Origin of the sequence: Desulfoscipio geothermicus DSM 3669, from assembly GCF_900115975.1 — a bacterium.
Taxonomy (GTDB): domain Bacteria; phylum Bacillota; class Desulfotomaculia; order Desulfotomaculales; family Desulfallaceae; genus Desulfoscipio; species Desulfoscipio geothermicus.
The window spans coordinates 17,630-43,223 of the sequence record NZ_FOYM01000003.1 but is presented as its reverse complement, the minus strand read 5'-3'; the positions used below and the strand labels follow the sequence as shown (position 1 = coordinate 43,223).

Here is a 25,594-nt window from a genome sequence, read left to right as displayed (position 1 = left end):
ATATTTAAAAAATTATAAACCGGCGAAAATACTGTCAATTTTGAAAAATAAAAATCATATTTAATGCAACAAGCCATTGAAATTATCATATTTTAAGCCGATAAATCGCTTGCAGGCCAACGGAGCCGAGCATGTATGGTTAATGCATATGAGAATTGTAAAGATTTGCACATGCATTAAATCGCCGTTTTATCATTTTTATAGGTAAGGAATGTTTATTGAGGGTAATTTTCGGTTATGTAGCCGGCACATTAGCCGAAGCCGCAAAAAAAAACGGGAAGAGGCTCTATCGAAGTGACGCTATGTGGAACATTGTTTCGGATAAAATTGCAGAGTTTTTTTAAATGCGCAGGTAACAATTTTGCATGTTACTTTACAGAAAAGTTTCATAACCATAAATAGGGCAAACAAAGAATGGGCCGCCATGCTGGAGCCCGGTAAAAAGGTTACCCTGTTTCAATTATGTAGTGGCTGTCAATTAATGTTAATATTAAGAATGGAGGTAAGTGAAAATGGCCAAAACCAATGCCGAGTTGGTAGCCAGGAAACACCAGCTCATCGCTCGGGGTATATCAAACTCCACCGAAGTATTTGTAGAGAAAGCGCAAGGCGCCACCATCGTAGACGTCGAAGGCAAAGAATACATCGACTTTTACGGCGGCATCGGCACCCTGAACGCGGGCCACTGTCCCGCGCCCGTAGTGGAAGCCATAAAAAACCAGGCGGAAAAACTATTGCACACCTGCTTTATGGTTACCATGTACGAACCTTACCTCGACCTTGCGGAAAAGCTAATCGAACTGACCCCCGGCAACTTCGACAAGCGGGTCATGTTCGTCAACAGCGGCGCCGAATGCGTGGAAAATGCCGTCAAGATCGCCCGTTCCTACGCCAAGCGCACCGGTATTATATCATTTGAATGCGCCTTCCATGGCCGGACCCTGATGACCATGAGCCTGACCAGCAAAGTCAAGCCCTACAAGTTCGGCTTCGGCCCCTTCGCGCCGGAAGTATACAAAATACCGTCCGCCTACTGCTATCGCTGCACCTACCGTTCCACCTACCCGGAATGCGGCTTACACTGTCTTGAACAATTTGACAGAATGTTCGCCGCCGAAGTACCGCCGGAAAACATAGCCGCCATGATCATCGAACCGGTACAGGGCGAAGGCGGATTCATCGTCCCGCCGCCGGAATTCCTGCCCGGTCTGCGTAAGATCTGCGACAAACATGGTATAATACTGATAGCCGACGAAGTACAAACCGGCTTTGGACGCACCGGCAAAATGTTCGCCTGCGAACACTTCGGCCTGGAACCCGACCTCATGACCATGGCCAAATCCATCGCCGCCGGCATGCCCCTGAGCGCCGTAGTGGGCAAAGCAGACATAATGAACGCCCCCAACCCCGGCGAAATAGGCGGCACTTACAGTGGCAACCCGGTATCCTGCGCCGCCGGCCTGGCCACCATCGACTTCATGCAGCAACAAAACCTGGTGGAGCGCGCCAACGTAATCGGCGACAAAACCAAACAGCGCATGCTGGCCATGCAAGAAAAGTACCCCATCATCGGGGACGTGCGCGGCCTGGGCGCCATGAACGCCATGGAACTGGTCAAAGACCGCAACACCAAAGAACCGGCCAAAGAAGAAACAGCCGCCGTAATCAAGCACTGTGTGGACAACGGCGTAATCGTAATCGGCGCCGGCATCTTCAGCAACGTAGTTCGTACCCTCATCCCGCTGGTCATCACCGACGAGCAGTTGGAAAAAGGCTTGGACGTACTCGAACAAGCCGTCGCCAGCGTATCCAAGTAATTAATTAACCATTAAAAACCTATGGTGTACGCTGCACCGGAGGGAGAATTAGTGCGGGGTTGGTAGTCACCGCAAGTGATGTATCGGAGCGCCGGTAACGGGACTTGGCGAAGCTGAGGTTGCCGGATTGGCGGGACGAATCGCGCAGGCAAAACTTTCTTGGCAGTATATTATGGATGCAGCTGTTAACCACAGACCAAGATAGTTATCACGAAGCGCGCAATATGCAGGACCGCCAAATCCGGCCCGAAGCAAGACATAGTCCCGTCGGCGCGTAGATTCTGAACGCAACGGTGACTGCCAACCCCGAAAACAAAACTAATCTAGCTTTAAGTGGGCCGGTGGCTCCCGCAAAAAATTGCAGAGCGCCGGCCCATTCTATAATGGTGCAAAAATACAAGTGCTTTAATAAGCCGAAGACAAAATAGAAACGTGTGGGTCAGATGGCCAACGCAAATGATGTATCGGAGCGCCCGCAAGGCACGCATCTCACAACCGGCACAAGCATTCTGACACAAAGGAGGTAACAAAAACAAAATGAAAGGATTTTACGGAAAACTGCTCAGAATAAACCTTACCGACAAAAGCCACACTGTAGAAACCATCCCCGAAGAAACGCTAAAACAATACCTGGGCGGCAAAGGACTGGGCACCTACCTCTTACTGCAAAACGTCAAGCCCGGCACCGACCCTCTCTCCGCGGACAACAAACTCATCTTCACCACCGGTGCCGCCACCGACACCGTAATGGTAGGCAACAGTCGCTACGGCGTGTTTGCCAAATCACCGCTCACCGGCGGCTACGCCGAATCATACTCCGGCGGCCGGGTAGCGCCCGTAATGCGCCGCACCGGCTACGACGCCATCATCTTCGACGGCGCCGCCGACCGGCCCGTATTTGTAGAAATCAGCGACCGGGGCGTCACCTTCCACGACGCAGCCGACCTCTGGGGCCAAGATACCTACGCCACCGAAGCGGCAGTTCTCGAAAAAATCAACGAACCCGGCTCCCAGGCCCTGGTCATCGGTCCGGCGGGAGAAAACCTCGTACGGTTCGCCTGCATAGAAAACAACAAATGGCGTTCCGCCGGGCGCACCGGCATGGGCGCCGTCATGGGCGCCAAGAAACTCAAAGCCGTAGTATTCCACGGCAACGCCAAAGCCGAGCTGGCCGACCCCGAACTCTTAAAAGACGTCGCCAAACGCATCCGCAACCTGGGCAAAGACAACCCCGGAGTCGAAAACTACCGCACCTACGGCACCACCGTCATGGTAAAAATCATGAACGGCGCCAAAGCCTTCCCCAACCGCTACTGGAACCGGGGCTTCGACCCCAACTGGGAAAACCTCAGCGGCGACACCCTGCGCGAACAATTGCAGGTAAAATCCAGCGCCTGCCCCAACTGCTTCATGGCCTGCGGCAAGCACGTTACCGTGCCCGCCGGAGAATACGCCGGCCTGGAAGTGGAAGGCCCCGAATACGAAACCATTTACGCCTTTGGAGGTCTATGCTCGCTAAACAGCCTGGACCAGGTCGCCTACATGAACGACCTGTGCGACCGCCTGGGCATGGACACCATCACCGCCGGCAACCTGGTAGCCCTGGTCATGGAAGGCGCAGAGCGCGGCCTCATCGACGCGCCGGTAAAATACGGCGATGCAGCCGCCGTTGCCGAACTGCTCAAACAAATGGCCGAGCGCAAAGGCCTGGGCGAAACACTGTCCCTGGGCATCAAAGAAGCAGCCAAACAGCTCAAGCTGGAAGACATAGCCATCCACGTCAAAGGTATGGAACCCCCCGGGTATGATCCCCGCGTGCTGAAAGGGATGGGCCTGGCCTACGCCACCTCCGCCCGGGGTGCCTGCCACCTGCGGGCCACCTTCTACAAGCCCGAACTGGCCGGCATGATAGACAAATCTACCACTGAGGGCAAAGCCGAACTATTCATCGACTTCGAGAATCGGCTGACCATCTTCAACACCCAGATACTCTGCGTCTTCTTCCGGGACCTCATTCCCTGGGAGACCCTGGTGGACCTGAACAAAGCCGTCACCGGCCTTGAATACACACAACAAGACCTGGAGGCCATAGCCAACCGGATCATCACCGCCACCCGCGAATTCAACCTGCAGCAGGGCATCGGTCGGGAATACGACACACTGCCGCCAAGGTTCTTCAAAGAGAAAATCAACGACGGCCAGGACGGCATCACGCCTGAGGAACTAAACAAAATGGTGGACGACTACTACCGCCTGCGCGGCTGGTAAACAAAAAAGGGGACAGGCTACTTTTCATGGTAATAATTACCACGGAAAAAGGGGGACAGGCACCGATTCACATGGCCGGGACAAAGGAATGAAGTACTGAAAGGCGCGCAATAAGGGAACTGAATAAAAGCGCGCCTTTCTTGCAAAACGAACCGGAGCCAGTCCCCTTTTACGGAGCCTGTTCCCTTTTAATGCATAACGTATACATTATATCAATGTGTCAAGTTTGAGACTCGTGTTCAGCAATTGAGATGGTTTTGGTTTAAGGGAAATAAACCTCCCTGTAATATTTGCGCCAAAATAAAAGATTGTAAATTTTAAATATGATTTCACTGCGAAAAGTCTAAATTTAAGCGATTGTTGTCTATATATAGTTATGAGTAAACTTTTGATGGTTATATATTGTAGTTGATTAATAGAAAATAGGGTTTTGCAGCAAAATCAAATTTTAAAACTAAACACAATTAAATAGCTTTATCCGCGCAATGAATTGTCTTATCAGTGAGACAATTTTTTTTGTTTAACTGGTCAAAAAGTGCTTGATTTTTGCCGAAAACCCGGTATTTCCGGGCATGGTATCAAATGGCATTGTGTTTGCAAAACCTTAATGAAAATTTTTGTTTGGGGAGTGAGTAGGTGAGGGGGTTCAATGCTGGCTTTGTTTTGCTCAACCCTACCCAGCCAGCTAAATATCTAAAAATTTCAGGAGGTAAGAAATGAGCGAAAATTACGGCGATTTAATCGCCCGGTCTCAAAGGTATCTTGAAATAATATCTCAAAGTGAGCTGACTCAGGAAGAGAAGGAATGGGTTGTCAAAGAGGTTGTGGAGGGATTCCGGGAGAATGTCAACCCCGGTTTTCTGGAGTACAGAAAATCGGTTTCCACGGATTATACCTCGGTGGAGTGGAAAGACTCCGGGTCCACCTTTACGGATATCTGGGGCAAGGAATTTATCGACTGCTTGGGTGGTTACGGCATCTATAATGTGGGCCACCGTCATCCCAAAGTGTTGAAGGCCGTCATGGATCAATTGCAGCGCCAGGCTTTGCACAGCCAAGAGCTGCTCGATCCCCTGCGCGCTTTTCTGGCCAAGCTTTTGGGCAGCATAACCCCCGGGGACCTGCAATACGCATTTTTTGTCAACAGCGGCACCGAATCCGTGGAAGCCGGCATTAAATTCGCCAAAATGTATACCGGCAGGCGCAGTTTCATATCCACTACCCGGGCGTTCCATGGTAAGTCGCTGGGCTCGTTGAGCGCAACCGCCAAGGGAGTTTTCCGGAAACCGTTTCTGCCTTTAATTCCGGGCTTTCACCATGTGCCTTACGGAAACGCCGAAGCAGTGGAAATGATGTTGGAAAGCTGCGCCTTTGTCGGAGAGGACGTAGCTGCTGTAATAGTGGAGCCTGTTCAGGGCGAGGGTGGCGTGATCATACCGCCGGAAGATTACCTGCCAAAGCTGCGGGAACTTTGTGACAAATACGGAGCGCTCCTGATTCTGGACGAAGTCCAGACCGGCATGGGGCGCACCGGAAAAATGTTTGCTTGCGAACATAGTAATGTGGTGCCGGATATCCTTTGCCTGGCCAAAGCCTTCGGCGGCGGCATAATGCCTATTGGGGCCACGGTGGCCAGGAAACCGATGTGGGAAAAACTGGTTGAAAATCCCTTCTTGCATACCACCACTTTCGGTGGCAATCCGGTCTGCTGTGCCGCTGCCATAGCCAACATAAACGTCCTGCTGGAAGAGAACCTGCCGCAGCGTTCGGCCGAATCCGGTGTCTATATGCTGGGCAAGCTTCGGGAACTGGCTGAAAAATACCCCGCCGTGGTACAGGAAGTCAGGGGCAAGGGTTTGATGATCGGCATTGAATTCTTTAATGACGAACTGGGGTATGAAGTGGCCAAGGGACTGTTTGCCAGGGGCGTGTTGGTGGCCGGCACATTGATTAATGCCAAATCCATTCGCATCGAGCCGCCTTTGACGATATCCCGGGAACAGCAGGATCAGGTTATTGAACGGCTTGACAACACCCTGGCTGAAGTTGACAAAATGGCGGGTGGTTTGGGGAAGTAGCGCTGTCGGGATGATGTGACAATAAGTTGTCAAAAAGGGGGTTTAAGGGTGAAATTAACGTACCGGCCGGAAAAATGTATTGGCTGTCACCTTTGTGAGTTGGCCTGTTCCGGATGCAAGGAGGGTTTGTTTAACCCCGCTTTGGCCCGGCTGCAAATAACATCTAAATATAAATCTAATAATTTGATCAATGAAGCAAAACTCTGCGACCTGTGTCTTAAATGTGTCGAGGCCTGTTCGGCGGAGGCGATAAGATTTACCGGCGGTCGGCTCGACCTGTCGCGGGATGACTGCGTAAACTGCAATGTTTGTATCGAGGAATGTCCAACCGGCGTATTGCGACCGGACGGGCAGGGTTTCCCATTGCTTTGCGACGGCTGTCAGGGGGATCCGTATTGTGCCAAATGGTGCCCGCAGGGAGCGCTGGTGTCGGAGGAGGTGAATTAAATGGCCGGTTATCAGGGATTGGTGCTCAGGGTTGACCTGACATACAAAAAGGTGTACACCGAGGAATTGAATCAAAAATGGGCGAATGATTACCTGGGCGGCAAGGGGCTGGGTATTAAATACTTGTATGAGGAAGTGGGCCCCGGTGTTGGTGCCCTGTCTGCTGAGAACAAGTTGATTTTTATGACCGGTCCGTTTACCGGAACGGTGGTGCCTTGTTCCGGCAAGCTCTCTATTGTAACCAAATCGCCTGCCACAGGCACAGTTTTGGACTGCTCCATAGGCGGCTCGGCGGCGGTGGAGATTAAGCGCGCCGGTTACGACGCCGTAATTATTGAAGGCAAGGCGAGCCGGCCGGTATATCTGCTGATTGAAGACGGCAAAGTGGAAATCAAGTCCGCCCAAAACTACTGGGGATTGGGCTGTCATGAAACCGAAAATAAATTAAAGGTAGAATGCGGCGATGATTTCAGTGTTCTTTCCATAGGACCGGCCGGGGAGAACCTTGTGCCCTTTGCCTGTATTACGTCTGATCTCTACAGGCAGGCCGGCCGGGGCGGGGTCGGGTCGGTAATGGGCAGCAAAATGCTTAAAGCGCTGGTGGTCAAGGGAACTGGCGGAGTGCGGGCTGCGGATGCGCAAAAGCTCATGGACGTTGCCCACGATGCCTTTAAAAACGACCTGCTGACGGATACCAATCTGTGGGCTTATACCGACGGTACACCCATGTTGGTGGAACTCTCCCATACTACCGGTATCTTGCCCACCAAAAACTTTCAGCAAGGCACCTTTGACGGTTGGCTCTTGTATGGCTCCTGTTACGGACCGGCATAAGATTTCCAGGGAAAAGCTGGCCTATATCGTCGACTCCACCGCGGCTCCGGTATGCGTCATGATTCCCATATCCACCTGGGCGGTATTTATCGCCGCATTGCTCGAGTCAAACGGATTGGCGCCGGACGGGCAGGGAATGCAATACTTTATCAAAACTATTCCCTTCAATTTTTACGGGTGGTTTGCAGCTCTCATAGTGCCGCTGGTTATTTTGGGCATTATACCGGCTCTGGGTCCAATGAAAAAAGCAGATCAGAGAGCACTGGAAACCGGGGTGCTTGCGCCCCCTGGATCGGAAAAAATTGATATCAAGGCAGGCGAGCAAATTGAAGTGCCCGCCAACCCCAAAATTATGAACTTCTTTTTGCCAATTGCCTTTTTGGTTGCGTCTACCATCTACTTTGAGATTGATATGATGATGGGTGTGATCAGTACAATGGCGTTTATGTTCCTGCTCTATGTGCCGCAAAAGTTGATGAGCCCGTTGGACTTTGCGGATGTCAGCGTTAAAGGGATAAAAAATATGCTGTTCCCGTTGCTGCTTGTAGTGCTGGCGTTTTTATTCGCCGAGGCCAACGAACAAATAGGTTTTGTTGAATATGTCATTAATTCCGCCAAGCCTTTGATGACTCCGGAACTGCTGCCTTTGGTAGTTTTTTTGGTGCTGGGCGTTACGGAATTTATCAGCGGAACCAGCTGGGGGATGTATGTAATTGCATTGCCGATAGTTATTCCTTTGTCGCTGGCCGTGGGCGCCAACCCCTTTGTGGTGGTTGGGGCCGTAGTTTCCGCGGGTGTCTGGGGAAGCCATATTTGCTTTTACTCGGATGCTACAATTCTCAGTTCATCTGCAGCCGGCTGCGATAACTTTCAGCACGCCATAACCCAGCTGCCCTATGGATTGCTGGCTGCCGGGTTCGCGGCTGTAGCTTTCTTGATCGCGGGGTTTGTTGCATAAATAAAAAAGGGGACAGGCTACTTTTCCTGGCAATTATTGCCAGGAAAAGTAGCCTGTCCCCTTTTTACCCGGAACGCAGCGGGAAGCACCGGCCCTAATAAGGAAGATCTATTTTCAGGACTGCCACTGATTCGGATTTGGGAATCTGTGGTAGTCCCTTTGTAACGCTGACGGGACAAAAGAGGATTGTCGCGGTGGTAGCCAAGACTTTTTTCGCGTCGCTATAATTTTATGCCGTACTGCTTAATTTTCCGGTAAAGGGTTGCTCTGCTGATGCCCAGCGCCCCGGCAAGTTCTTTTTTGCTTAAATTATACTTGGATAATTCCAATATTTTGTTTATTAGCAGATCCTTTTCCAGATTGTCCAGGTGGTCTTTCAGGTTGTTTTCTTCGGGTAATTGGTCGCCGGCAAGCCATTGGTTGCGTATCTTTTTGGGAATACTTTCCAGGGTGATTATTTTACCGGGTTCCATGTTAACGGCATATTCAATGGCGTTTTCCAACTCCCGGACATTTCCGGGCCAGTCGTACACTGTGAAAGCCTGGTGCACATTGTCGCTGAAATCGGTAATATTTTTGCCCAGTAAGTTGCAATATTTTACCAAAAAATGTTCCATCAGCGTTATAATGTCTTCTTTGCGTTCCCGCAAGGGCGGAATGTAAAATGGGATAACATTGAGCCGGTAAAAAAGGTCTTCTCTGAATTCCCCGGTGGTACACATGGACTCCAGGTTTTTATTGGTTGCGGCAATGATCCTTACATCCACGGGTATCGGTTTGTTGCTGCCCACCCTTTCCACTTCCCGGCGCTGGAGGACATGCAGTAATTTTACCTGCAGGTGCAGGGGCAAATCGCCGATTTCGTCCAAAAATACGGTGCCGCCGTTGGCCAGTTCAAATTTTCCCGCCCGGCCTCCTTTACGTGCGCCGGTAAAAGCTCCTTCCGCGTAACCGAACAGTTCACTTTCCAGCAGTGTTTCCGGAATGGCGCCGCAATTGACGATAACCAGTGGTTTGTCCCTCCTGGGGCTGGCATAATGGATGGCCCGGGAAAAAAGTTCTTTGCCGGTACCGCTTTCGCCGGTGATCAAGATTGTGGAATTGCCGCGGGCCACGCGCAGGGCCTGGTACTTGACTTCCATGATCTTTCGGCTGTTGCCTATGATTTGATCCAGCTCCAGGGCGATTTTGTTATCGGTAAGGTCGTAGGCCAATTGCCGGGCGTCGGACATGTTTCTGAAAGAAACGACCACTCCCCTGGTCTGGTTCTCGACTTTAATCGGGGTGGCTGTCACTAAAAGGTGCAGCTGGTGTGGGAGGGTGCCGTAAAGTTCTTCTTTTTCTTTGTACCCGGTTCCGGTTTTCAACGCCTCCGATACCGGCGAATTGGGCCAAATTTGGTTAATGTGGCGCCCGAGGATAAAATCTCTTTGGATGCCGATGATTGATTCGGCATAGCTGTTGCAGTGTGTAATAATGCCCTGTTGGTTGATGGCCAGAATTCCCTGGTGGATGGACTCCACAATAATCTTAAGCTTGTTGGAGGTAACTTCAAGGCGGTTGTAGGCTTCCACTTCCGATACCCTGGAGGCCAGTAAAAAAGCCATGCGGTGTAAAAAATTCAAGAGCTGCTCCTTTTTCTTCAAGAGCTTGTTTTTTTGCATTTCGTCAAAGGCAACCAGGGCCAGCACGCCGATAACGGAGTCGCGCAATTTTATCGGGCAGCAAATTTCACCCATTTCACCCATCAGAATGGGGCCGTAAATATTGTTTTCCGGGTCGTCAATCACAAATGTCCTGCCTGTTTTGAGCACCCGGGTATAAATAAAATCGCCGTCGGTATCCCAGGCTTCGTCATCTTTGGTGCCTACCAGTCCCCTGTATTTTCCGGTTCCGGCCACAATGGTATATTCAGCGTCAATTATTTCGGTTTCCACATCCAGCACTGCCGATATGGCTTCGGCCACCTGCTGCGCGGTATGGGAAATGGACATCAGTAATGACATTCGTTCACCTCCGGGCTTATTATTAATATTTGAATTTTTCGACTTCTAAAAAGCAAAATCCTTCTTGGGTGTAGCACTGGTGTATCAATGATGATTAAAATGTTTCACTATCGAAACACGCGTGAGACAAGAAGGGGGCGGGCACCGCAAAAAAAAGGGGGGGCAGGCTGCTTTATATGGTAATATATACCATGAAAAGTAGCCTGTCCCCTTTTATTAGCAATTTCTGCCACATGAAATAGCCGGCCCTTTTTTTATTCACTGCCGGCAGTCCTCGTCAATTAATGCAAAACGTAATTAACTTAATATTTTGATGCATGAAAAATTTTTGTTAAGCTTTACAAGGGCTTGCACTTTGTATACAATGAATTTTCTAAAATTAAAAATGCGATATAGCATTATTTGTTATGTGAAAAACATATTACTATTTGTTAAAATACCTCAAAAATAAAGCGTTTTTAGAAAAATCCCAAAAGACTATTGAACTGGCATCCCTTTTGCACATTGATTATTGCAAAAATAAATTGCAAAAATAAAGCAAAAGGGAGTGTGCTTACATGAGTCAAGAAATTAACTGCTTTGAAATTGTACAAAACCTGATTGACGATTGCGTAGAAAAATTAGGTTTGGATAGAACAGTTGCCGAAATATTGCGTGAGCCGCAGCGTGTATTGTCAGTATCCATCCCGGTGCAGATGGACGACGGTTCCATCAAGGTATTTAAGGGATTCCGCTCCCAGCACAACAATGCCTGCGGGCCCTGCAAGGGCGGCATCCGGTTCCACCCGGACGTTTCCATGGATGAAGTGAAGGCCCTGTCCACCTGGATGAGCCTCAAGTGCGCCGTGGTAAACCTGCCCTACGGCGGCGGCAAAGGCGGGGTCATCGTCAACCACAAAGAGCTTTCCCCCAATGAGCTGGAGCAGCTCTGCCGCGGCTACATTCGCGCCATCGCTCCCGTTTTGGGCGCCGACATGGATGTACCGGCTCCCGACGTGGGAACCAACGGCCAGACCATGGGCTGGATGATGGACGAATTTGCCCGCTACCGCGGATATAATGAATTCGGCGTAATCACCGGCAAGCCCATCATCGTGGGCGGCTCCCTCGGTCGTGTGGAAGCCACCTCCCGGGGCTGCGTATTTACCATTCGCCAGGCTGCCAAAGCTACCGGCCTGGAACTTAAAGACGCCACTGTTGTAGTACAGGGCTTCGGCAACGTGGGCAGCATTGCGGCCAGGCTGCTGTCCCGGGAGGACGGCTGCAAAGTGCTGGCGGTCAGCGACTCCACCGGTGCCGCATATGACCCCAACGGTCTGGACATCGCCGCCCTGGAAAAGTTCAAGCTCGAAACCGGCAGCGTAGTGGGCTTCCCGGGCAGCAAGAACATCACCACCGAAGAACTGCTGCAGCTTGAATGCGACATCCTGGTGCCGGCCGCTCTGGAAAACCAGATCACCGGGGAAAACGCCGACAAGATCAATGCCAAGATCGTAGCCGAAGGAGCCAACGGTCCCACCACTCCCGAAGCCGACAATATTCTGGCCAAGAGAAATATCCTGGTGCTGCCCGACGTGCTGGCCAACGCCGGCGGCGTGACCGTGTCCTACTTTGAGTGGGTGCAGAACCAGTACGGCTACTACTGGACCGAAGAAGAAGTCAATGAGCGCCTGGAAAGAAAGATGGTTGAAGCCTTTGACAGCGTATACTCGCTGTACAAAGAGCACGGCGATATCAATATGCGGGGCGCCGCATACATGGTGGCTATCAAGCGCATTTACGAAGCCATGAAGATCAGGGGTTGGCTGGGTAACAAGGCTTAAAGTCATCGTTTGGTCAAGAACAGGTTTAAAACGGCAGCCCCTTGCATAAATTACTACGGGGAGTGATTTAAATGACCGGATGCCCGATGGCTTATACTGATCCATGCAGCAACTGCGCTAAATACGGCACTTGCGCGCCCAGCCAGGCGGTGCGTAAGCTGGAAGAACTCGAAAAGCAGGTTAAGGAATTAAAGCAATTGCTTGACCGCAAAAGCGAGCAGCGTTATTGCAAGATCAGTTAATTCGCCTATTTAGCATACCGGACCCAACCGGTTTGAATATATATCTATCCTCCTATTAGCAAGGCCCGTTCAACCGGGCCGCTTTTTTTCTCAAAAAAGAAAAAGGGGACAGGCTACTTTTTGTGGAAAAAATTAGCACAAAAAGTAGCCTGTCCCCTTTTTGTCGGCATCAAAAGATTAAATTGCCAGCGCGGATATTTGTTGATCGGTTAAACGGTCTGTTATAATGTTATGAAAGAAAAAAAATGTCGAACGACGCTCGGCTGGAAGGGGGATAGAGATGCAATATAAAGCCGGACATTACGGGGTAATCATTACGGACAGTGTGGGCAGGATCACTATGGTGAATGAGGCGGCCAAGGCGTTGTTGGGCCTGGAGAATAATCATCTCACCGGTAAAATTATTAAAGACATCATACCCGACAGCAGGCTTACCGATATGCTTTGGACGGAAAGGGTCAGCAAGAAGGAAAGGTTGACTGTCCACGGGCGGCCCCTGTTGATCAGCCGGACTCCCGTCAGCGAAACCGCGTCCGTTGCAGGGTCCATTTTTGTCCTGCAGGATGTGTCTGAATATGAAGCCTTGAAGAAGGAAATACAGAGTTTGCAAGATGATAAAACTGAGCTGGAAGCCATTTTTAATTCTTCCTACGATGAAATATTCGTTATTGACGGAAGCGGGATTGCATTGAAGATCAATAAAGCGGGCAATACCTATTACGGTGTGGATACAAAAGAAATGATCGGACGCAATGTGCTGGAACTGGAAAACCAGGGTTTTTTTGAACCTTCGGTAACCCGCCAGGTCTTGGAAAAAAAGGAGCGGGTAACCATTACCCAGAAAACCCGCACCGGCAAGAAGCTTATAGTCACGGGCAACCCTGTATTTGATAAGCATGGAAATATTATTCGCATTGTAGTCAATTCGCGGGATGTATCCGAGCTTTCCATTCTGCGCAAACGCCTGATGGAGGCAGAGCAGCTGGCCGAAACTTATCGCAAACAGGTAATGAAGCTGGAAAGCGACAGTAATGTTAAAAAAGAGTTTATTGCCGACAGTCACGATATGAAACAGATACTGGAAATGGTGGATAAGGTGGCCCGGGTGGACAGCACCGTGTTAATCACCGGTGAATCCGGTGTGGGTAAAGGGGTCATCGCCAACCGCATCCACAAATTGAGCAGCCGGAGCGAGGGGCCCTTTGTATCCATCAACTGCGGTGCCATACCCGAAAATTTGCTGGAATCCGAACTGTTCGGCTATGCTCCGGGCGCTTTTACCGGCGCGCAAAAGGGCGGCAAAAAAGGCCTGATCCAGATGGGGGAAGGCGGTACGGTCTTTTTGGACGAGGTGGCGGAACTGCCTCTGAACCTGCAGGTCAAACTGCTGCATGCGATTCAGCAAAAAAGCGTCATGCCCGTCGGCGGAACTGCTCCGATTGAGGTGGACGTCAGGTTTATTGCCGCCACCAACCGCAATATCAAAGAAATGGTAAAAAACGGAGATTTCCGGGAGGACCTTTTTTACCGGCTCAATGTCATTCCCCTGGAGATTCCGCCCCTGCGACAGCGACGCCAGGACATCATCCCCTTGGTGGAATATTACCTGGGCGTAATCAACCAAAAGTACGGGATGTCCAAGAAACTGGCCCCGGAAACCAGGGATATTTTAAAACGCTACAATTGGCCGGGTAACGTGCGGGAAGTGGAAAATATAGTGGAAAGAATGGCCGTTACCTCGGATTCGGTGGAACTCAAGCCGGTTCACCTGCCGGATTACGTGCTCAACCAAATCAGCAAAAGCAACAACACCATTTTTGTGCCCGACCTGTGCTATCTGGAAGAGGCTGTGCAGCAGGTGGAAAAACAGTTGATCACCAAAGCCTACAACTTATACGGCAACACCTATCTGATGGCCGAGGCCCTGGGGGTTAACCAGTCTACAGTGGTTAGAAAAATGAAAAAGTACCTGGCCATGCCCAGGCGCAAACCGGGCCCCGGAGGAAAATCCCACTCCTCCCGCCAATAAAAGCGGAAGTTCGGAACGCAGCGGGGGCCACCGGCCCTAAAAGGAAGATTTTATATTTCAGGACAGGCTACTTTTCATGGGAAAAATTGGCATGAAAAGTAGCCTGTCCCCTTTTTTGTCCGCACCCTTATATAAGCCCCCTCTGTTTTTTACCAAAATATTTAAATTAAAAAATGCTTTTATTCTCGCTGCAGCGGGAAGGAAAAAAACGCTCGGCGGAGAATTTGTCATTAATAAATCAACTCATAAATAAACCTCTGCCTTCATACATTTTTTGGTAAGAGATAATTGATATGTCGTTAAAAGTACATATTGTCACAAAAACATATTTATCCACCAAATTGCTTAAAATAAATGAGTAAAAAGTATTTACATCTGAAGGAATAATATCATCTTTGTAGAAATGTATTCTGTAAACACAAATGTAAGCTATACGACAAATTCCGACAGGTGGAACATAAGGCGGGGTAACCGTGGAAAAACCCAAAACCCGAAAAAACGGCGCCCTTACAGCCATCGCAGTGACCACCACCATTGGCACCGAACTGGCCGTCACCACTCTCCTGGGCTTTTACGGCGGTCGCCTGCTGGACGAACGGCTGGGCACCGAACCGTGGCTGCTGGTGGCGGGCGTTTTAACGGGAGTGGGTGTGGGCATCTTTGGCATCATCCAAACCATGCAGCGGTTTTTCAAAAGCTAGCATTGAATCCGTGGGACCGGCAGGCCTCGCAAGTGATTTGTCGGAGCGCCACACTATAGCGAGGAGCGATGGGGTTGTACAAACCGGCACCCATACGAAATATCGAACAACAACTGACGCGCACGACCAGGATCATGGTCATGGTACTTATCCTGACCTTGCCGGGATTGATAATAAACCCCGGCGATACGCTGATACTGGGCTTTATCGTGGGCGGTATTTTTGGCATTATCAACGGTTACTTTTTGGTTAAAAGAATGAACTCCCTGGTGGACCTGATGAGCCGGAAGGAGTCAATCGACCGGAATAAAGCCAAGGCCTTCATGCGGGCGGGCTTTTACCCGCGTATGGGCATGATCATCGGCATTATCGCCCTGGCCAGCCGTGTTGACTTTATCAGCGTTTACGGCGTGGGGGCCGGCTTGCTGGTGCCCACCGTGATCACGGTGGTGGATGCCAATATAGCCCTGTACCGGTATTATACGGCGCGCGATGCCGTTGATAAAATATAAAGAATATAATTTACTAGGGAAAGGGGTGAGAGAGAGTTGTCCGCAGCCGGAAGTCATGAAGCAAGTAAAGACATGCTAACCATTGTGCACGATAATTTGAACATCTGGGGGTTTCCCCACGGGCCGGTGGATTTCGGTTTGGGTCCCATGAACCTGAAGACACTGGTCATGACCTGGATTGTTATGGGTCTGGTAATACTGTTCACCGTTGCCGCCACCCGTAACATGAAGTTGAAGCGACCAGGCAAATTGCAGTTGATGGTAGAGGAGATGTACCAATTTTTAAAGGGTTTGGCGTATGAAAACCTGGACCCCAAGAAGGGCGCAGCGTTAATGTGCCTGCTTTTCAGCCTGTTTATTTACCTTTTGTTCTGTAACCTCTGGGGCCTGGTACCCACCATGATGTCCCCCACGGCGGACGTCAACACCACTTTGGGGATGGCCATATCTGTATTCATACTGGTACAGGTTCTGGGTCTCTATTACCGTGGTGCCAAGTTTTTCAAACACTTCGTCGAACCTTTCGTATTTTTCCTGCCGCTGGTTATCGTTGAAGAACTGTCCAAGCCTTTGACGCTGGCCTTCCGTCTTTATGGTAACATCTACGCCGGCGAGGTGCTTATTGCTGTGCTGCTGGGGTTGATTCCCCTTACAATCAACTTCTTCGGCGGGTTCATTGCTTCGGTGGTGTGGCTGTCATTCAGTATCTTTGTCGGCTTTATTCAAGCATTTATCTTTACCATGCTCACCATTGCTTATATTGGACAGGTAACCGCCGAACACCATTAACCTTTTTCGTAAACATAATCAACCAGCTGATATCTCAATTAAAAATAGAGATATGCCACCATAATTTATGTATTAAAATTTTGGGGGAAAGGAGGGGAAAAGCATGGAATTAGCAGGCGCTGCTGCAATCGGTACTGCTCTGGCCGTGGGTCTGGCTTCCATCGGCGCCGGTATCGGTGACGGTCTCGTAACCGGTAAAACTGTAGAATCTATTGCCCGCCAGCCCGAACTTCGGGGTAACCTGATGACCATGATGTTCATTTCCGTAGGTCTGATCGAGGCGCTGCCCATTATCGCCGTTGTTATCGCGTTTATTTTGATGGGTAAAATCGGTTAACCCTGTTGTGTCAGGAATGTTGTGGCGAAAGGCGGTATAGCGGGTTTTGCAGGTGCAAGGCGCAAAACCTGCTATCGCCTTCCTTTTGTCCACAGACCAAAGGAAGGAGGGTAAGTTTGTGGATGCTGTAATTCAGGCCCTGGGCCTAAATAATACACTGGTGGCGCAAGTTTTTAACTTTATTATGCTACTCATCTTCCTTCGCGTTGTAGTATATCCGCACATCGTCAGAATTTTGGAAGAGCGGCAGAATTTCATTGAAAACAATGTGGCCGCCGCCGAGGAAGAAAGAAAACAGGCCGAGGCTTTGCGCCAGCAGTATCTGGATGAACTGCAAAAGGCCAAGAACGAAGCCCAGGAAATCATCCAGAAAGCCACCAAAGCCGGCGAAGATCAAGCTCATGAGATTATCGAGGCAGCCAAGGCCGAGGCGGCCCGTGTTAAAGAAGCTGCTTTGCAGGATATTACCAGGGAGAAGGAGAAGGCTGTTGCAGAATTGCGTGACCAGGTGGCCACGTTGTCCATTTTGGTTGCCAGCAAAGTTGTCAGTGAAAAAATCACCGCCGATGTACAGCGCGGCATGATTGATGAATTCATCAAAGAGGCAGGGGATCTGCCATGCTAAGGGGGGCCGTGGCCGGGCGATACGCCGAGGCCCTTTATGAAATTGCGGTCAAGGAAAACCTTGTTGATGGGTTGGAAAAAGAGTTGCAGACTGTGGTTGGCGTGATCAATCAATCGGAACAGCTGAAAAAAATTCTTTTTCACCCCCGCATTACCGCTGCGGACAAAAAGGAAGTACTGGCGAGCCTGCTCAAAGACCACGTATCAGAAATAACCATGAATTTTATCGGTTTTGTAGTGGACCGCCAGCGTGAAATGTATCTGGAAGATATTACTAGCTATTTTGTAGGGCTGGCCAACAAGGCCCGCAATATTACCGACGTTAAGGTTACCTCGGCGGTGGAAATGACCAAAGAGGAGAAAAAAGCGCTGGCCTCCGCCATGGCCAAATGCACCGGCAAAAGGGTCAAGCTCACCTTTAACGTTGACCCGGGATTGCTGGGCGGCGTAGTGGTCCGCGTCGGCGATAAGGTTATCGACGGCAGCGTGCGTGCCCGCCTGCAAACCCTGCGCGAGCACCTCAGGCAAATAAGTTAAGTAGATAGGGGTGAAACAGTAGATGAATTTGCGACCTGAAGAGATCAGCTCGATCATTCGGCAGCAAATTGAAAAATATAAAGCCGAAATTGAAGTAAGCGACGTTGGCACGGTCATCCAGGTGGGTGACGGTATTGCCAGGGTCTATGGCCTGGAAGAATGTATGGCCAGTGAGCTGCTGGAGTTCCCCGGCGGCACCATGGGCATGGCGCTGAACCTGGAAGAGGACAACATCGGTTGCGTGCTTATGGGGCCCTACACCCACATTAAAGAGGGCGACACAGTCAAGCGTACCGGTCGGATTATCTCTGTTCCCGTGGGTGACGCCATGATCGGCCGGGTGGTCAACCCCCTGGGCCAGCCCATTGACGGAATGGGCCCCATTAACACCGACAAGTTCCGTCCGGTAGAGCGTATCGCTCCCGGTGTTATTGAACGTAAATCAGTGCACGAGCCGCTGCAGACCGGTTTAAAAGCCATTGACTCCATGATTCCCATCGGCCGCGGCCAGCGGGAATTGATCCTGGGCGACCGCCAGACCGGTAAAACAGCCGTTGCGGTGGACGCCATTATCAACCAGAAGGGCAAAGACGTTATTTGTATTTACGTAGCCGTGGGTCAAAAGAACTCTACCGTGGCCAACGTGGTGCAGAAGTTGAAAGACACCGGTGCCATGGACTACAGCATCGTAGTTTCCGCCACCGCTTCCGACCCCGCGCCGCTTCTGTTTATTGCCCCCTTCGCCGGCGCCGCTATCGGCGAGGAGTTCATGGAAAACGGCAAACACGTGCTGATTGTATACGACGATCTGACCAAGCAGGCTGCGGCCTACCGCGAACTGTCCCTGCTGCTGCGCCGCCCGCCCGGCCGTGAGGCTTACCCGGGTGACGTGTTCAACCTGCACTCCCGCTTGCTGGAGCGCGCCTGTAAGCTTAGTGACGAGCGGGGAGCCGGTTCCATGACCGCCCTGCCGATTATCGAAACCCAGGCCGGTGACGTTTCGGCCTACATTCCCACGAACGTTATTTCCATTACCGACGGTCAGATTTACCTGGAGCCCGACCTGTTCTATGCCGGCGTACGTCCCGCTGTTAACGTGGGTATTTCGGTATCCCGCGTGGGTGGCGCGGCCCAGATCAAGGCTATGAAACAGGTTGCCGGTACCCTGCGTCTGGACCTGGCCCAGTACCGTGAACTGGCCGCCTTCGCCCAGTTCGGTTCCGACCTGGATAAAGCCACCCAGGCCCGTCTGACCAGGGGTGAGCGCATGGTGGAACTGCTCAAGCAGGGCCAGTATGTGCCCATGGACGTGGAAGATCAGGTTATCTCCATCTTCTCAGCAACCGCCGGATTCCTTGATGACCTGCCGGTGGAAAAGGTGCTGCCTTTTGAGGAAGGGCTGCTCAAGTTCATCAAGAGCAACAAGCCTGAATTGCGCAAGGAATTGAGCGAGAAGAAAGAGCTTACCGATGACCTGAAGGATAAATTCAAGGCTGCCATCAAGGAATTCAAGGACAGCTTTGTTAAGTAATGCACCCGGCAAAGTATACAGCGAGGTGGTGAAATAACAGATGGCAAGTTTGCGCGACCTCCGGCGCCGTATTAAAAGTATTAAGAGCACTCAGCAGATCACCAAGGCCATGAAGGCGGTTTCTGCGGCCAAAATGCGGCGCGCGCAGGAAAATGTGCTGGCTGCCAGGCCCTTCGCACGACGGGTGCGGGACGTACTGGGCAGGGTTGGGTCCGCTTCCGTGGGACTGAAGCACCCATTGCTTGCCGTACGCGAGCCGCAGAAGGTGGCTTATATTATAGTGACCGCGGACCGCGGCCTGTGCGGAGGCTTTAACGCCAACGTTATCAAAAGAGCCGTTCAGGAGATCAAGGATCGCCCGAACGTGGAGATTATAAACATCGGCCGTAAAGGCCGGGACTATTTCCGCCGCCGGGGCTACAACATAGCCCAGCAATATGTCGGCATCGGTGAAAACGCCGATATGGGGCTGACCGGTGAAATAGCCAAGTATGTAATGGATAAGTACGCGGCGGAAGAATATGACGAAGTATACCTTGTGTACAGCCAGTTTGTTAACGTGCTGGTGCAAAAACCCGCAGTGCAGAAACTGCTGCCCGTCGAACCCCCGGAAGGAGACAGTGACGGCAAGAAGGTGGATTACATTTTCGAGCCGGATGCGGAACAGATTATGGGCAAATTATTGCCTATGTATGTGGAAAATGCTTTGTTCCAGGCATTGTTGGAATCCAAGGCCGGGGAGCACAGCGCCCGCATGACAGCCATGGATAACGCCACAAGCAACGCTGCGGACATGATCGACAGGCTGACGCTGTCCATGAACCGTGCCCGTCAGGCCGCCATCACCAAGGAAATCTCCGAAATTGTCGGCGGCGCTGCCGCCCTTGAGTAAAGGGGCGGGGGTTCCGTACGGTTAGCCAGGAATACGGAAAGGGGACACACCTAATGCGGAAAGGGGACACACCTAATGCGGAAAGGGGACATACCAAATTTGGAAAGGGGACACACCCCTTCGGGGAATGTCCCCAACGAATAAATGTCCCCAACGCATAATGTCCCCGATTAGAGGCAAAGGAGGTACGGAAAAGCTAATGGCTAACGTAGGTGAAGTAGTACAGGTCATTGGCGTGGTGGTGGACATCCGTTTCCCACCGGGCCAGGTACCTGATATTTATAACGCTGTCAAAATTACCAGTGAAAAAGAGGACGTTTTCGGCAAAAAAATCGACCTCACCCTGGAAGTTGCCCAGCACTTGGGCAATAATATAGTACGTACCGTGGCCATGTCCACAACGGACGGTCTGGTGCGGGGCATGAAAGCAGTCGACCTGGGCAAGCCCATCAGCGTGCCCGTGGGCAAACCGGTGCTCGGTCGCATGGTGGACGTGCTGGGCCAGCCCATTGACGGCAAAGGCCCCATTGTGAGTGACAATGAATACCCCATTCACCGGCCCGCTCCGAAACTGGTGGACCAGTCCACCCAGGCGGAGCAGCTGGAAACCGGCATCAAGGTTATCGACCTGATGGTGCCTTTCCTCAAGGGTGGTAAGGTCGGTATGTTCGGCGGCGCCGGTGTGGGTAAAACCGTTATCGTTATGGAGCTCATCAACAACATCGCCAAGCAGCACGGCGGTATATCCGTGTTCGCCGGCGTGGGCGAACGTACCCGTGAAGGTAACGACCTGTATCATGAAATGACTGAATCCGGTGTTTTGGATAAAACCACCATGGTGTTCGGCCAAATGAACGAACCGCCCGGAGTGCGTCTGCGCGTGGCCCTGACAGGTCTGTGCATGGCCGAGTTCTTCAGGGATGAGCAGGGCGCCGATACTCTGCTGTTCATCGATAACATCTTCCGTTTCACCCAGGCCGGTTCCGAGGTTTCGGCTCTGCTGGGCCGGATGCCCTCCGCCGTGGGTTACCAGCCCACCCTGGCCACTGAGATGGGCCAGATGCAGGAGCGGATTACATCCACCAAGCAAGGTTCGGTTACATCCGTGCAGGCCGTTTACGTGCCCGCTGACGACTTGACCGACCCCGCCCCGGCGACCACATTCGCCCACTTGGACGCCACCGTCGTTCTGTCCCGTCAGATCGCGGAATTGGGCATTTACCCGGCTGTGGACCCGCTGGACTCCACATCCCGGATTTTGGACCCCAACGTAATCGGGCAGGAACACTATGAAACAGCCCGGGGAGTGCAGACAGTTCTGCAGCGTTACAAAGAACTGCAGGACATCATCGCCATTCTGGGTATGGAAGAACTATCAGACGAAGACAAACTGATCGTGGCCCGGGCCCGGAAACTGCAGCGCTTCCTCTCCCAGCCCTTCCACGTAGCGGAAACGTTCACAGGTTATCCCGGTGCGTATGTTTCACTGAAGGACAGTATCCGCGGCTTCCAGGAAATCCTGGACGGCAAGCACGACGACCTGCCTGAGGACGCTTTCTACATGGTGGGTACTATCGAGGAGGCAGTGGCCAAGGCGAAACGTCTGTCAGAAGGAAGTGCATAAACTATGGCAGAAGAAAAACTGCAACGCCTGGAAGTTGTTACCCCCGAGCGCAAAGTGTACAGTGAAGATATAAGATTTGTAGTGCTGCCCGGCAGCGAGGGTGAACTGGGTATTTTGCCCGAGCACGCCCCGCTGGTGAGCGCCCTGAAAATTGGTCAGGTGCGCGTGCAGCACGAAGGCAAAACCCTGAAAATCGCTGTCAGCGGCGGTTTTGCCGAAGTACGCAACAACAGGGTTACCGTTCTGGCCAACGCGGCCGAGCGGGAGGACCAGATCAACCTGGAACGTGCCCAGGCTGCCAAGGAGCGGGCCGAGCAGCGCCTGGCCTCCGGCGGTTCCGACATTGACACGGCCCGGGCGGAAGCCGCCCTCAAACGTGCCATAAACCGTATCAAAACCGTCAGCTAGGGGTCAGGCCCTGAACAACTGTAATAACTTGAAAGAAAAAAGCCGCGGAGCAAAACCCGCGGCTTTTTTGCGCCCGGGGAAAAGTAGGCAGGCAGGTAAAACAGGGACTGGCTCCGGTAAAAGGGGGACAGGCACCGATTCACAAAACGAATCGGAGCCAGTCCCCTTTTACGGTGCCTGTCCTGAAAAAAGCATATCCGACGCAGGGCGGGTTGTTCCCCGCAAGTGATGTACTGTTAATAAATAACCAAGTATAACTACCCGTCTGCGCATTATGCAGGACCGCCAAATTCGGCCCAGAGCCGCACCTTAGTCCCGTAGATGCGGAGATTTTGAACGCAGTGGGGAACAACCCGCCCAGCACAATTTTCATCCTCTGATGGTGCCGCGCTGGCGGCATGGGCGTCTGTCCCCTTTTCCCCTGCCTGCTTAAATTATGGGACTTTTGTCCCAATAAAACAGTACCAAATACCTCCTGCCAAAAGAAAGTAATTTAACGTAACATAAAGTAGAAAAAACATAAGGAGGTCCAACAATGAAAAGGCTATTATCCATTATTTTGGCCCTGGCAATGGTTGCAGCGCTTACAACAGGGGTTGCTCTGGCCAAGCCGGGCAGCGGGCACGGCAATTCTTCAGGCGGCAAATCTTCCGCCAGCCATGGCCCGGGTAAAAATGACAGATCCAACAACCATGGCAGGGGCAACAGCGGCGATGTTAACGGGGGCGCAAATGATACAGACACCGCAAAAATGGGACAAGCGTACCTGAAAGCTGCTAAAAACAAGCCCGTCGAAAATGAAGCCAAAGGCAAAGTCAACCGGGGGTTGAAACAAAAAGTTGCGGCTTATAAGAGTTTAGCCGGGCATGGCGAAAAAGTAACCAGTGAATTCTCTGACATCGCACGTCATTGGGCGGAAGCCTCAATCAAAAAAATGTCAGCCATCGGTCTGTTTAGCGGCTACGAGGATGGGACGTTCCAGCCCGAAGAAACTATAACCCAGGCGGAAACCATCGTTTTAATCAACAGGCTATTGGGTGAAGAAGATGTTACTACGGAATCCGACAGTACGCTCGAAACTGCGGAGGAAAATCCGGAGGAGGAGACTGACTCCGGCAATGCGGTCGAAAATGCGGAGGAAGAGTCTGCCCCGGACAATGCTGAAGAAAACATGGAAGAAGAGCTCACGGATGTGCCCGAGTGGGCCAGAGAAGCAACCCGGGAAGCCGCCATGGAAGGCATTATAAACATGAATCGTTTTCATTCCCATGTTCAGGCCAGCCGGGCGGAAGCAGCCGTTTGGATAGCCAAAACCATGGGACTGGAACCGGTGGATACAGGCGAAGAGTCTTTCAGCGACGGAATATTGCTTTCTCCGGAGGACATGGGCTACATCCTGGCCTTGCAGCAGGAGGGAATAATCAAAGGGTCGACGGACGGCAGGTTCAACCCCAACAGCGCCATTACCCGGGCCGAGATGGCGGTAATTATGGAGCGGATTATTGCGGGGCAAGCCGGTGAAGAAGAGCAAAACACCGAAGATGAAAATTCTGATGAAAATTCTATTGAAAATGAAACGTCCAGTGACGACGGAACTGCCGATACAAGTGCAACAGGCAGTGATGGCGAATTAACAGATGATGAAGAATCTGTTGAATAGAAACTGAAAAATAATAAGTAAATTAAATCCATGGTAAAAAGGGACAGGCTGCTTTTTTCGCTTTTTGAAAAAAGATGCCTGTCCCTTTTTACTTTGCAAGGTATAAAATTCCAGGTAAAGTAGCCTGTCCCCTTTTTTTGTATGCAAGGTGAGTAAACTGGTAACAATAGGCAATAGCGATATCCAGGTCAAAATCGGGGGTGGTACGGTGAAAAGGTTGATTATCAGGGGCGGCAGGCCCCTGCGCGGCAAAGTGCGGGTAAGCGGTGCCAAAAACGCCGTTCTACCCATTATTGCCGCCTGCCTGCTGCCGTCATCACCGTGTACCCTGGAGGATATACCCGACCTTGCTGATGTGAATACAATATGCCTGGTACTGGAACACCTGGGCGCCAGGGTGAAGCGCTCCGGCTCCACCCTGGTGATACACCCGCCGGAAAAACCTGCCACCGAGGCGCCATATGAACTTGTCCGCCGGATGCGGGCTTCTTTTCTGGTTATGGGGCCGTTGCTGGCCCGGGCGGGCCGGGCGGCAATATCGCTGCCCGGCGGTTGCGCCATCGGCAGCAGGCCCATAGATTTGCACCTGAAAGGTTTCCACATGCTGGGGGCCCGCGTTGAGCACGGATACGGGTGCATCCAGGCCGTAACAGCCCGGGGCGGGCTGCGGGGCAACCGCATCTACCTGGATTTTCCCAGCGTGGGCGCCACGGAAAACATTATTATGGCCGCCGTCCTGGCCAACGGACAGACCGTTATTGAAAACGCCGCCGAGGAACCCGAGGTGGTGGACCTGGCCAACTTTTTAAACGCCATGGGTGCCAGGATCAAGGGCGCCGGGACCAAGGTCATTCGCATCACCGGAGTAAATGAACTGCAGGGCGCTACTCACACCGTCATACCGGACCGCATCGAGGCGGGTACCTTCATGGTGGCCGCGTCCATTACCGGCGGCGATATTTTAGTGGATAATGTAATAGTGGACCATGTCAAACCCGTGATGGCCAAGCTGCAGGAAATGGGTATTGCTGTCTGCGAGGAAAACGGCGGAGTGCGGGTTACCGGCCGGGAGGAATTTCATGCCGTAGATGTTAAGACGATGCCCTATCCCGGTTTCCCCACCGACATGCAGGCCCAGATGATGGCGCTGCTGGCTGTGGCCCGGGGCACCGCCATAGTTACCGAAACCGTGTTTGAAAACCGGTTTATGCATGTCAACGAATTGCGCCGCATGGGGGCGCGGATCAAGACCGTGGGCCGCAACGCAGTGGTGCAGGGGCCCGTCGACTTGAGCGGCGCCCCGGTCAATGCCACCGACCTGCGGGCCGGGGCCGCCCTGGTGCTGGCCGGCCTGCGCGCCGAGGGAGAAACTGAGATCAGCAACGTATATCACATTGAGCGGGGCTACGAACACCTGGTGGAAAAACTGCGCAACCTGGGGGTGGACATCTATTCACACGGAGACGGTGCTTAAATG

Annotated in this window: 23 protein-coding genes; 22 read left to right on the top strand and 1 reads right to left on the bottom strand. The window is 51.8% G+C overall.

Annotated features, from left to right (window positions below):
• Positions 1 to 512: 512 nt before the first annotated feature.
• From gabT to BM299_RS02500, 7 genes are all read left to right on the top strand, one after another.
• Positions 513 to 1,817: a 4-aminobutyrate--2-oxoglutarate transaminase gene (gene gabT / locus BM299_RS02525; protein ID WP_207545101.1), complete on the top strand. Its 1,305-nt coding sequence runs from the start codon at positions 513 to 515 to the stop codon at positions 1,815 to 1,817.
• 104 nt (positions 1,818 to 1,921) lie between these two features.
• Entirely contained in the window at positions 1,922 to 2,095 is a 174-nt protein-coding gene (locus BM299_RS19185; RefSeq protein WP_165608146.1) for a hypothetical protein, read from the top strand.
• 259 nt (positions 2,096 to 2,354) lie between these two features.
• A complete protein-coding gene (locus tag BM299_RS02520) occupies positions 2,355 to 4,085 on the top strand; it encodes an aldehyde ferredoxin oxidoreductase family protein (RefSeq protein WP_092481895.1) in 1,731 nt (576 codons plus the stop codon).
• A 716-nt stretch (positions 4,086 to 4,801) separates the two neighbouring features.
• Positions 4,802 to 6,163, top strand: coding sequence for a putrescine aminotransferase (locus tag BM299_RS02515; protein ID WP_092481894.1), 1,362 nt, complete (start codon positions 4,802 to 4,804; stop codon positions 6,161 to 6,163).
• Positions 6,164 to 6,211: 48 nt separating this feature from the next.
• On the top strand, positions 6,212 to 6,610 hold the full coding sequence (locus tag BM299_RS02510; protein ID WP_165608145.1) for a 4Fe-4S binding protein: 399 nt from the start codon (positions 6,212 to 6,214) through the stop codon (positions 6,608 to 6,610).
• Positions 6,611 to 7,444 carry an aldehyde ferredoxin oxidoreductase N-terminal domain-containing protein gene (locus tag BM299_RS02505; RefSeq protein ID WP_092481892.1) on the top strand — a complete coding sequence of 278 codons (834 nt, stop codon included), beginning with the start codon at positions 6,611 to 6,613 and terminating at the stop codon, positions 7,442 to 7,444.
• Complete coding sequence (locus BM299_RS02500; protein WP_092481891.1) at positions 7,419 to 8,402, top strand: Na+/H+ antiporter NhaC family protein; 984 nt, start codon at positions 7,419 to 7,421, stop codon at positions 8,400 to 8,402. The genes BM299_RS02505 and BM299_RS02500 overlap by 26 nt, the downstream gene beginning before the upstream one ends.
• Positions 8,403 to 8,623: 221 nt before the next feature.
• Here BM299_RS02500 and BM299_RS02495 read toward each other — a convergent pair whose 3' ends face one another.
• Positions 8,624 to 10,408 (bottom strand): sigma-54 interaction domain-containing protein, encoded by a 1,785-nt coding sequence (locus BM299_RS02495; RefSeq protein WP_092481890.1) that lies wholly within the window; start codon positions 10,406 to 10,408, stop codon positions 8,624 to 8,626.
• A gap of 557 nt (positions 10,409 to 10,965) precedes the next feature.
• On the opposite strand from BM299_RS02495, the gene BM299_RS02490 reads away from it, so the two are divergent.
• The 15 genes from BM299_RS02490 to murA all read left to right on the top strand — a co-directional run bounded on the left by BM299_RS02490 (position 10,966) and on the right by murA (position 25,591).
• Entirely contained in the window at positions 10,966 to 12,231 is a 1,266-nt protein-coding gene (locus tag BM299_RS02490) for a Glu/Leu/Phe/Val family dehydrogenase (protein ID WP_092481889.1), read from the top strand.
• A 71-nt stretch (positions 12,232 to 12,302) separates the two neighbouring features.
• A complete protein-coding gene (locus BM299_RS19180) occupies positions 12,303 to 12,473 on the top strand; it encodes a hypothetical protein (protein ID WP_165608144.1) in 171 nt (56 codons plus the stop codon).
• 280 nt (positions 12,474 to 12,753) lie between these two features.
• Entirely contained in the window at positions 12,754 to 14,502 is a 1,749-nt protein-coding gene (locus BM299_RS02485; protein WP_092481888.1) for a sigma 54-interacting transcriptional regulator, read from the top strand.
• 473 nt (positions 14,503 to 14,975) lie between these two features.
• Entirely contained in the window at positions 14,976 to 15,203 is a 228-nt protein-coding gene (locus tag BM299_RS02480) for an AtpZ/AtpI family protein (RefSeq protein ID WP_092481887.1), read from the top strand.
• Positions 15,204 to 15,277: 74 nt separating this feature from the next.
• Positions 15,278 to 15,715 carry an ATP synthase subunit I gene (locus BM299_RS02475; RefSeq protein ID WP_165608143.1) on the top strand — a complete coding sequence of 146 codons (438 nt, stop codon included), beginning with the start codon at positions 15,278 to 15,280 and terminating at the stop codon, positions 15,713 to 15,715.
• 36 nt (positions 15,716 to 15,751) lie between these two features.
• Complete coding sequence (atpB, locus tag BM299_RS02470; protein ID WP_245779612.1) at positions 15,752 to 16,504, top strand: F0F1 ATP synthase subunit A; 753 nt, start codon at positions 15,752 to 15,754, stop codon at positions 16,502 to 16,504.
• Positions 16,505 to 16,607: 103 nt separating this feature from the next.
• A complete protein-coding gene (gene atpE, locus BM299_RS02465; RefSeq protein WP_092481885.1) occupies positions 16,608 to 16,841 on the top strand; it encodes a F0F1 ATP synthase subunit C in 234 nt (77 codons plus the stop codon).
• Positions 16,842 to 16,959: 118 nt separating this feature from the next.
• Positions 16,960 to 17,466 (top strand): F0F1 ATP synthase subunit B, encoded by a 507-nt coding sequence (gene atpF / locus BM299_RS02460; RefSeq protein ID WP_245779611.1) that lies wholly within the window; start codon positions 16,960 to 16,962, stop codon positions 17,464 to 17,466.
• The gene (gene atpH, locus BM299_RS02455; RefSeq protein WP_092481884.1) at positions 17,460 to 18,002 is read left to right on the top strand and encodes an ATP synthase F1 subunit delta; all 543 of its coding nucleotides are present in this window, start codon (positions 17,460 to 17,462) and stop codon (positions 18,000 to 18,002) included. The genes atpF and atpH overlap by 7 nt, the downstream gene beginning before the upstream one ends.
• A 22-nt stretch (positions 18,003 to 18,024) precedes the next feature.
• Positions 18,025 to 19,533 (top strand): F0F1 ATP synthase subunit alpha, encoded by a 1,509-nt coding sequence (gene atpA / locus BM299_RS02450; protein WP_092481883.1) that lies wholly within the window; start codon positions 18,025 to 18,027, stop codon positions 19,531 to 19,533.
• A 40-nt stretch (positions 19,534 to 19,573) separates the two neighbouring features.
• Entirely contained in the window at positions 19,574 to 20,425 is an 852-nt protein-coding gene (gene atpG, locus BM299_RS02445) for an ATP synthase F1 subunit gamma (RefSeq protein ID WP_092481882.1), read from the top strand.
• Positions 20,426 to 20,624: 199 nt separating this feature from the next.
• On the top strand, positions 20,625 to 22,049 hold the full coding sequence (gene atpD / locus BM299_RS02440) for a F0F1 ATP synthase subunit beta (RefSeq protein ID WP_092481881.1): 1,425 nt from the start codon (positions 20,625 to 20,627) through the stop codon (positions 22,047 to 22,049).
• Positions 22,050 to 22,052: 3 nt separating this feature from the next.
• Positions 22,053 to 22,457 (top strand): F0F1 ATP synthase subunit epsilon, encoded by a 405-nt coding sequence (locus BM299_RS02435; RefSeq protein ID WP_092481880.1) that lies wholly within the window; start codon positions 22,053 to 22,055, stop codon positions 22,455 to 22,457.
• Positions 22,458 to 22,992: 535 nt separating this feature from the next.
• On the top strand, positions 22,993 to 24,117 hold the full coding sequence (locus BM299_RS02425; RefSeq protein WP_092481878.1) for an S-layer homology domain-containing protein: 1,125 nt from the start codon (positions 22,993 to 22,995) through the stop codon (positions 24,115 to 24,117).
• A gap of 208 nt (positions 24,118 to 24,325) precedes the next feature.
• On the top strand, positions 24,326 to 25,591 hold the full coding sequence (gene murA, locus BM299_RS02420) for a UDP-N-acetylglucosamine 1-carboxyvinyltransferase (protein ID WP_092481877.1): 1,266 nt from the start codon (positions 24,326 to 24,328) through the stop codon (positions 25,589 to 25,591).
• The last annotated feature ends 3 nt before the right edge of the window (positions 25,592 to 25,594 follow it).

Excerpts from the sequence above, each read along its gene's own strand:
- gabT (WP_207545101.1), top strand. The coding sequence starts at position 513 with ATGGCCAAAACCAATGCCGAGTTGGTAGCCAGGAAACACCAGCTCATC.
- BM299_RS02520 (WP_092481895.1), top strand. The coding sequence starts at position 2,355 with ATGAAAGGATTTTACGGAAAACTGCTCAGAATAAACCTTACCGACAAA.
- BM299_RS02515 (WP_092481894.1), top strand. The coding sequence starts at position 4,802 with ATGAGCGAAAATTACGGCGATTTAATCGCCCGGTCTCAAAGGTATCTT.
- BM299_RS02505 (WP_092481892.1), top strand. The coding sequence starts at position 6,611 with ATGGCCGGTTATCAGGGATTGGTGCTCAGGGTTGACCTGACATACAAA.
- BM299_RS02500 (WP_092481891.1), top strand. The coding sequence starts at position 7,419 with ATGGCTCCTGTTACGGACCGGCATAAGATTTCCAGGGAAAAGCTGGCC.
- BM299_RS02495 (WP_092481890.1), bottom strand. The coding sequence starts at position 10,408 with ATGTCATTACTGATGTCCATTTCCCATACCGCGCAGCAGGTGGCCGAA.
- BM299_RS02490 (WP_092481889.1), top strand. The coding sequence starts at position 10,966 with ATGAGTCAAGAAATTAACTGCTTTGAAATTGTACAAAACCTGATTGAC.
- BM299_RS19180 (WP_165608144.1), top strand. The coding sequence starts at position 12,303 with ATGACCGGATGCCCGATGGCTTATACTGATCCATGCAGCAACTGCGCT.
- BM299_RS02485 (WP_092481888.1), top strand. The coding sequence starts at position 12,754 with ATGCAATATAAAGCCGGACATTACGGGGTAATCATTACGGACAGTGTG.
- atpE (WP_092481885.1), top strand. The coding sequence starts at position 16,608 with ATGGAATTAGCAGGCGCTGCTGCAATCGGTACTGCTCTGGCCGTGGGT.
- atpH (WP_092481884.1), top strand. The coding sequence starts at position 17,460 with ATGCTAAGGGGGGCCGTGGCCGGGCGATACGCCGAGGCCCTTTATGAA.
- atpA (WP_092481883.1), top strand. The coding sequence starts at position 18,025 with ATGAATTTGCGACCTGAAGAGATCAGCTCGATCATTCGGCAGCAAATT.
- atpG (WP_092481882.1), top strand. The coding sequence starts at position 19,574 with ATGGCAAGTTTGCGCGACCTCCGGCGCCGTATTAAAAGTATTAAGAGC.
- atpD (WP_092481881.1), top strand. The coding sequence starts at position 20,625 with ATGGCTAACGTAGGTGAAGTAGTACAGGTCATTGGCGTGGTGGTGGAC.
- BM299_RS02435 (WP_092481880.1), top strand. The coding sequence starts at position 22,053 with ATGGCAGAAGAAAAACTGCAACGCCTGGAAGTTGTTACCCCCGAGCGC.
- BM299_RS02425 (WP_092481878.1), top strand. The coding sequence starts at position 22,993 with ATGAAAAGGCTATTATCCATTATTTTGGCCCTGGCAATGGTTGCAGCG.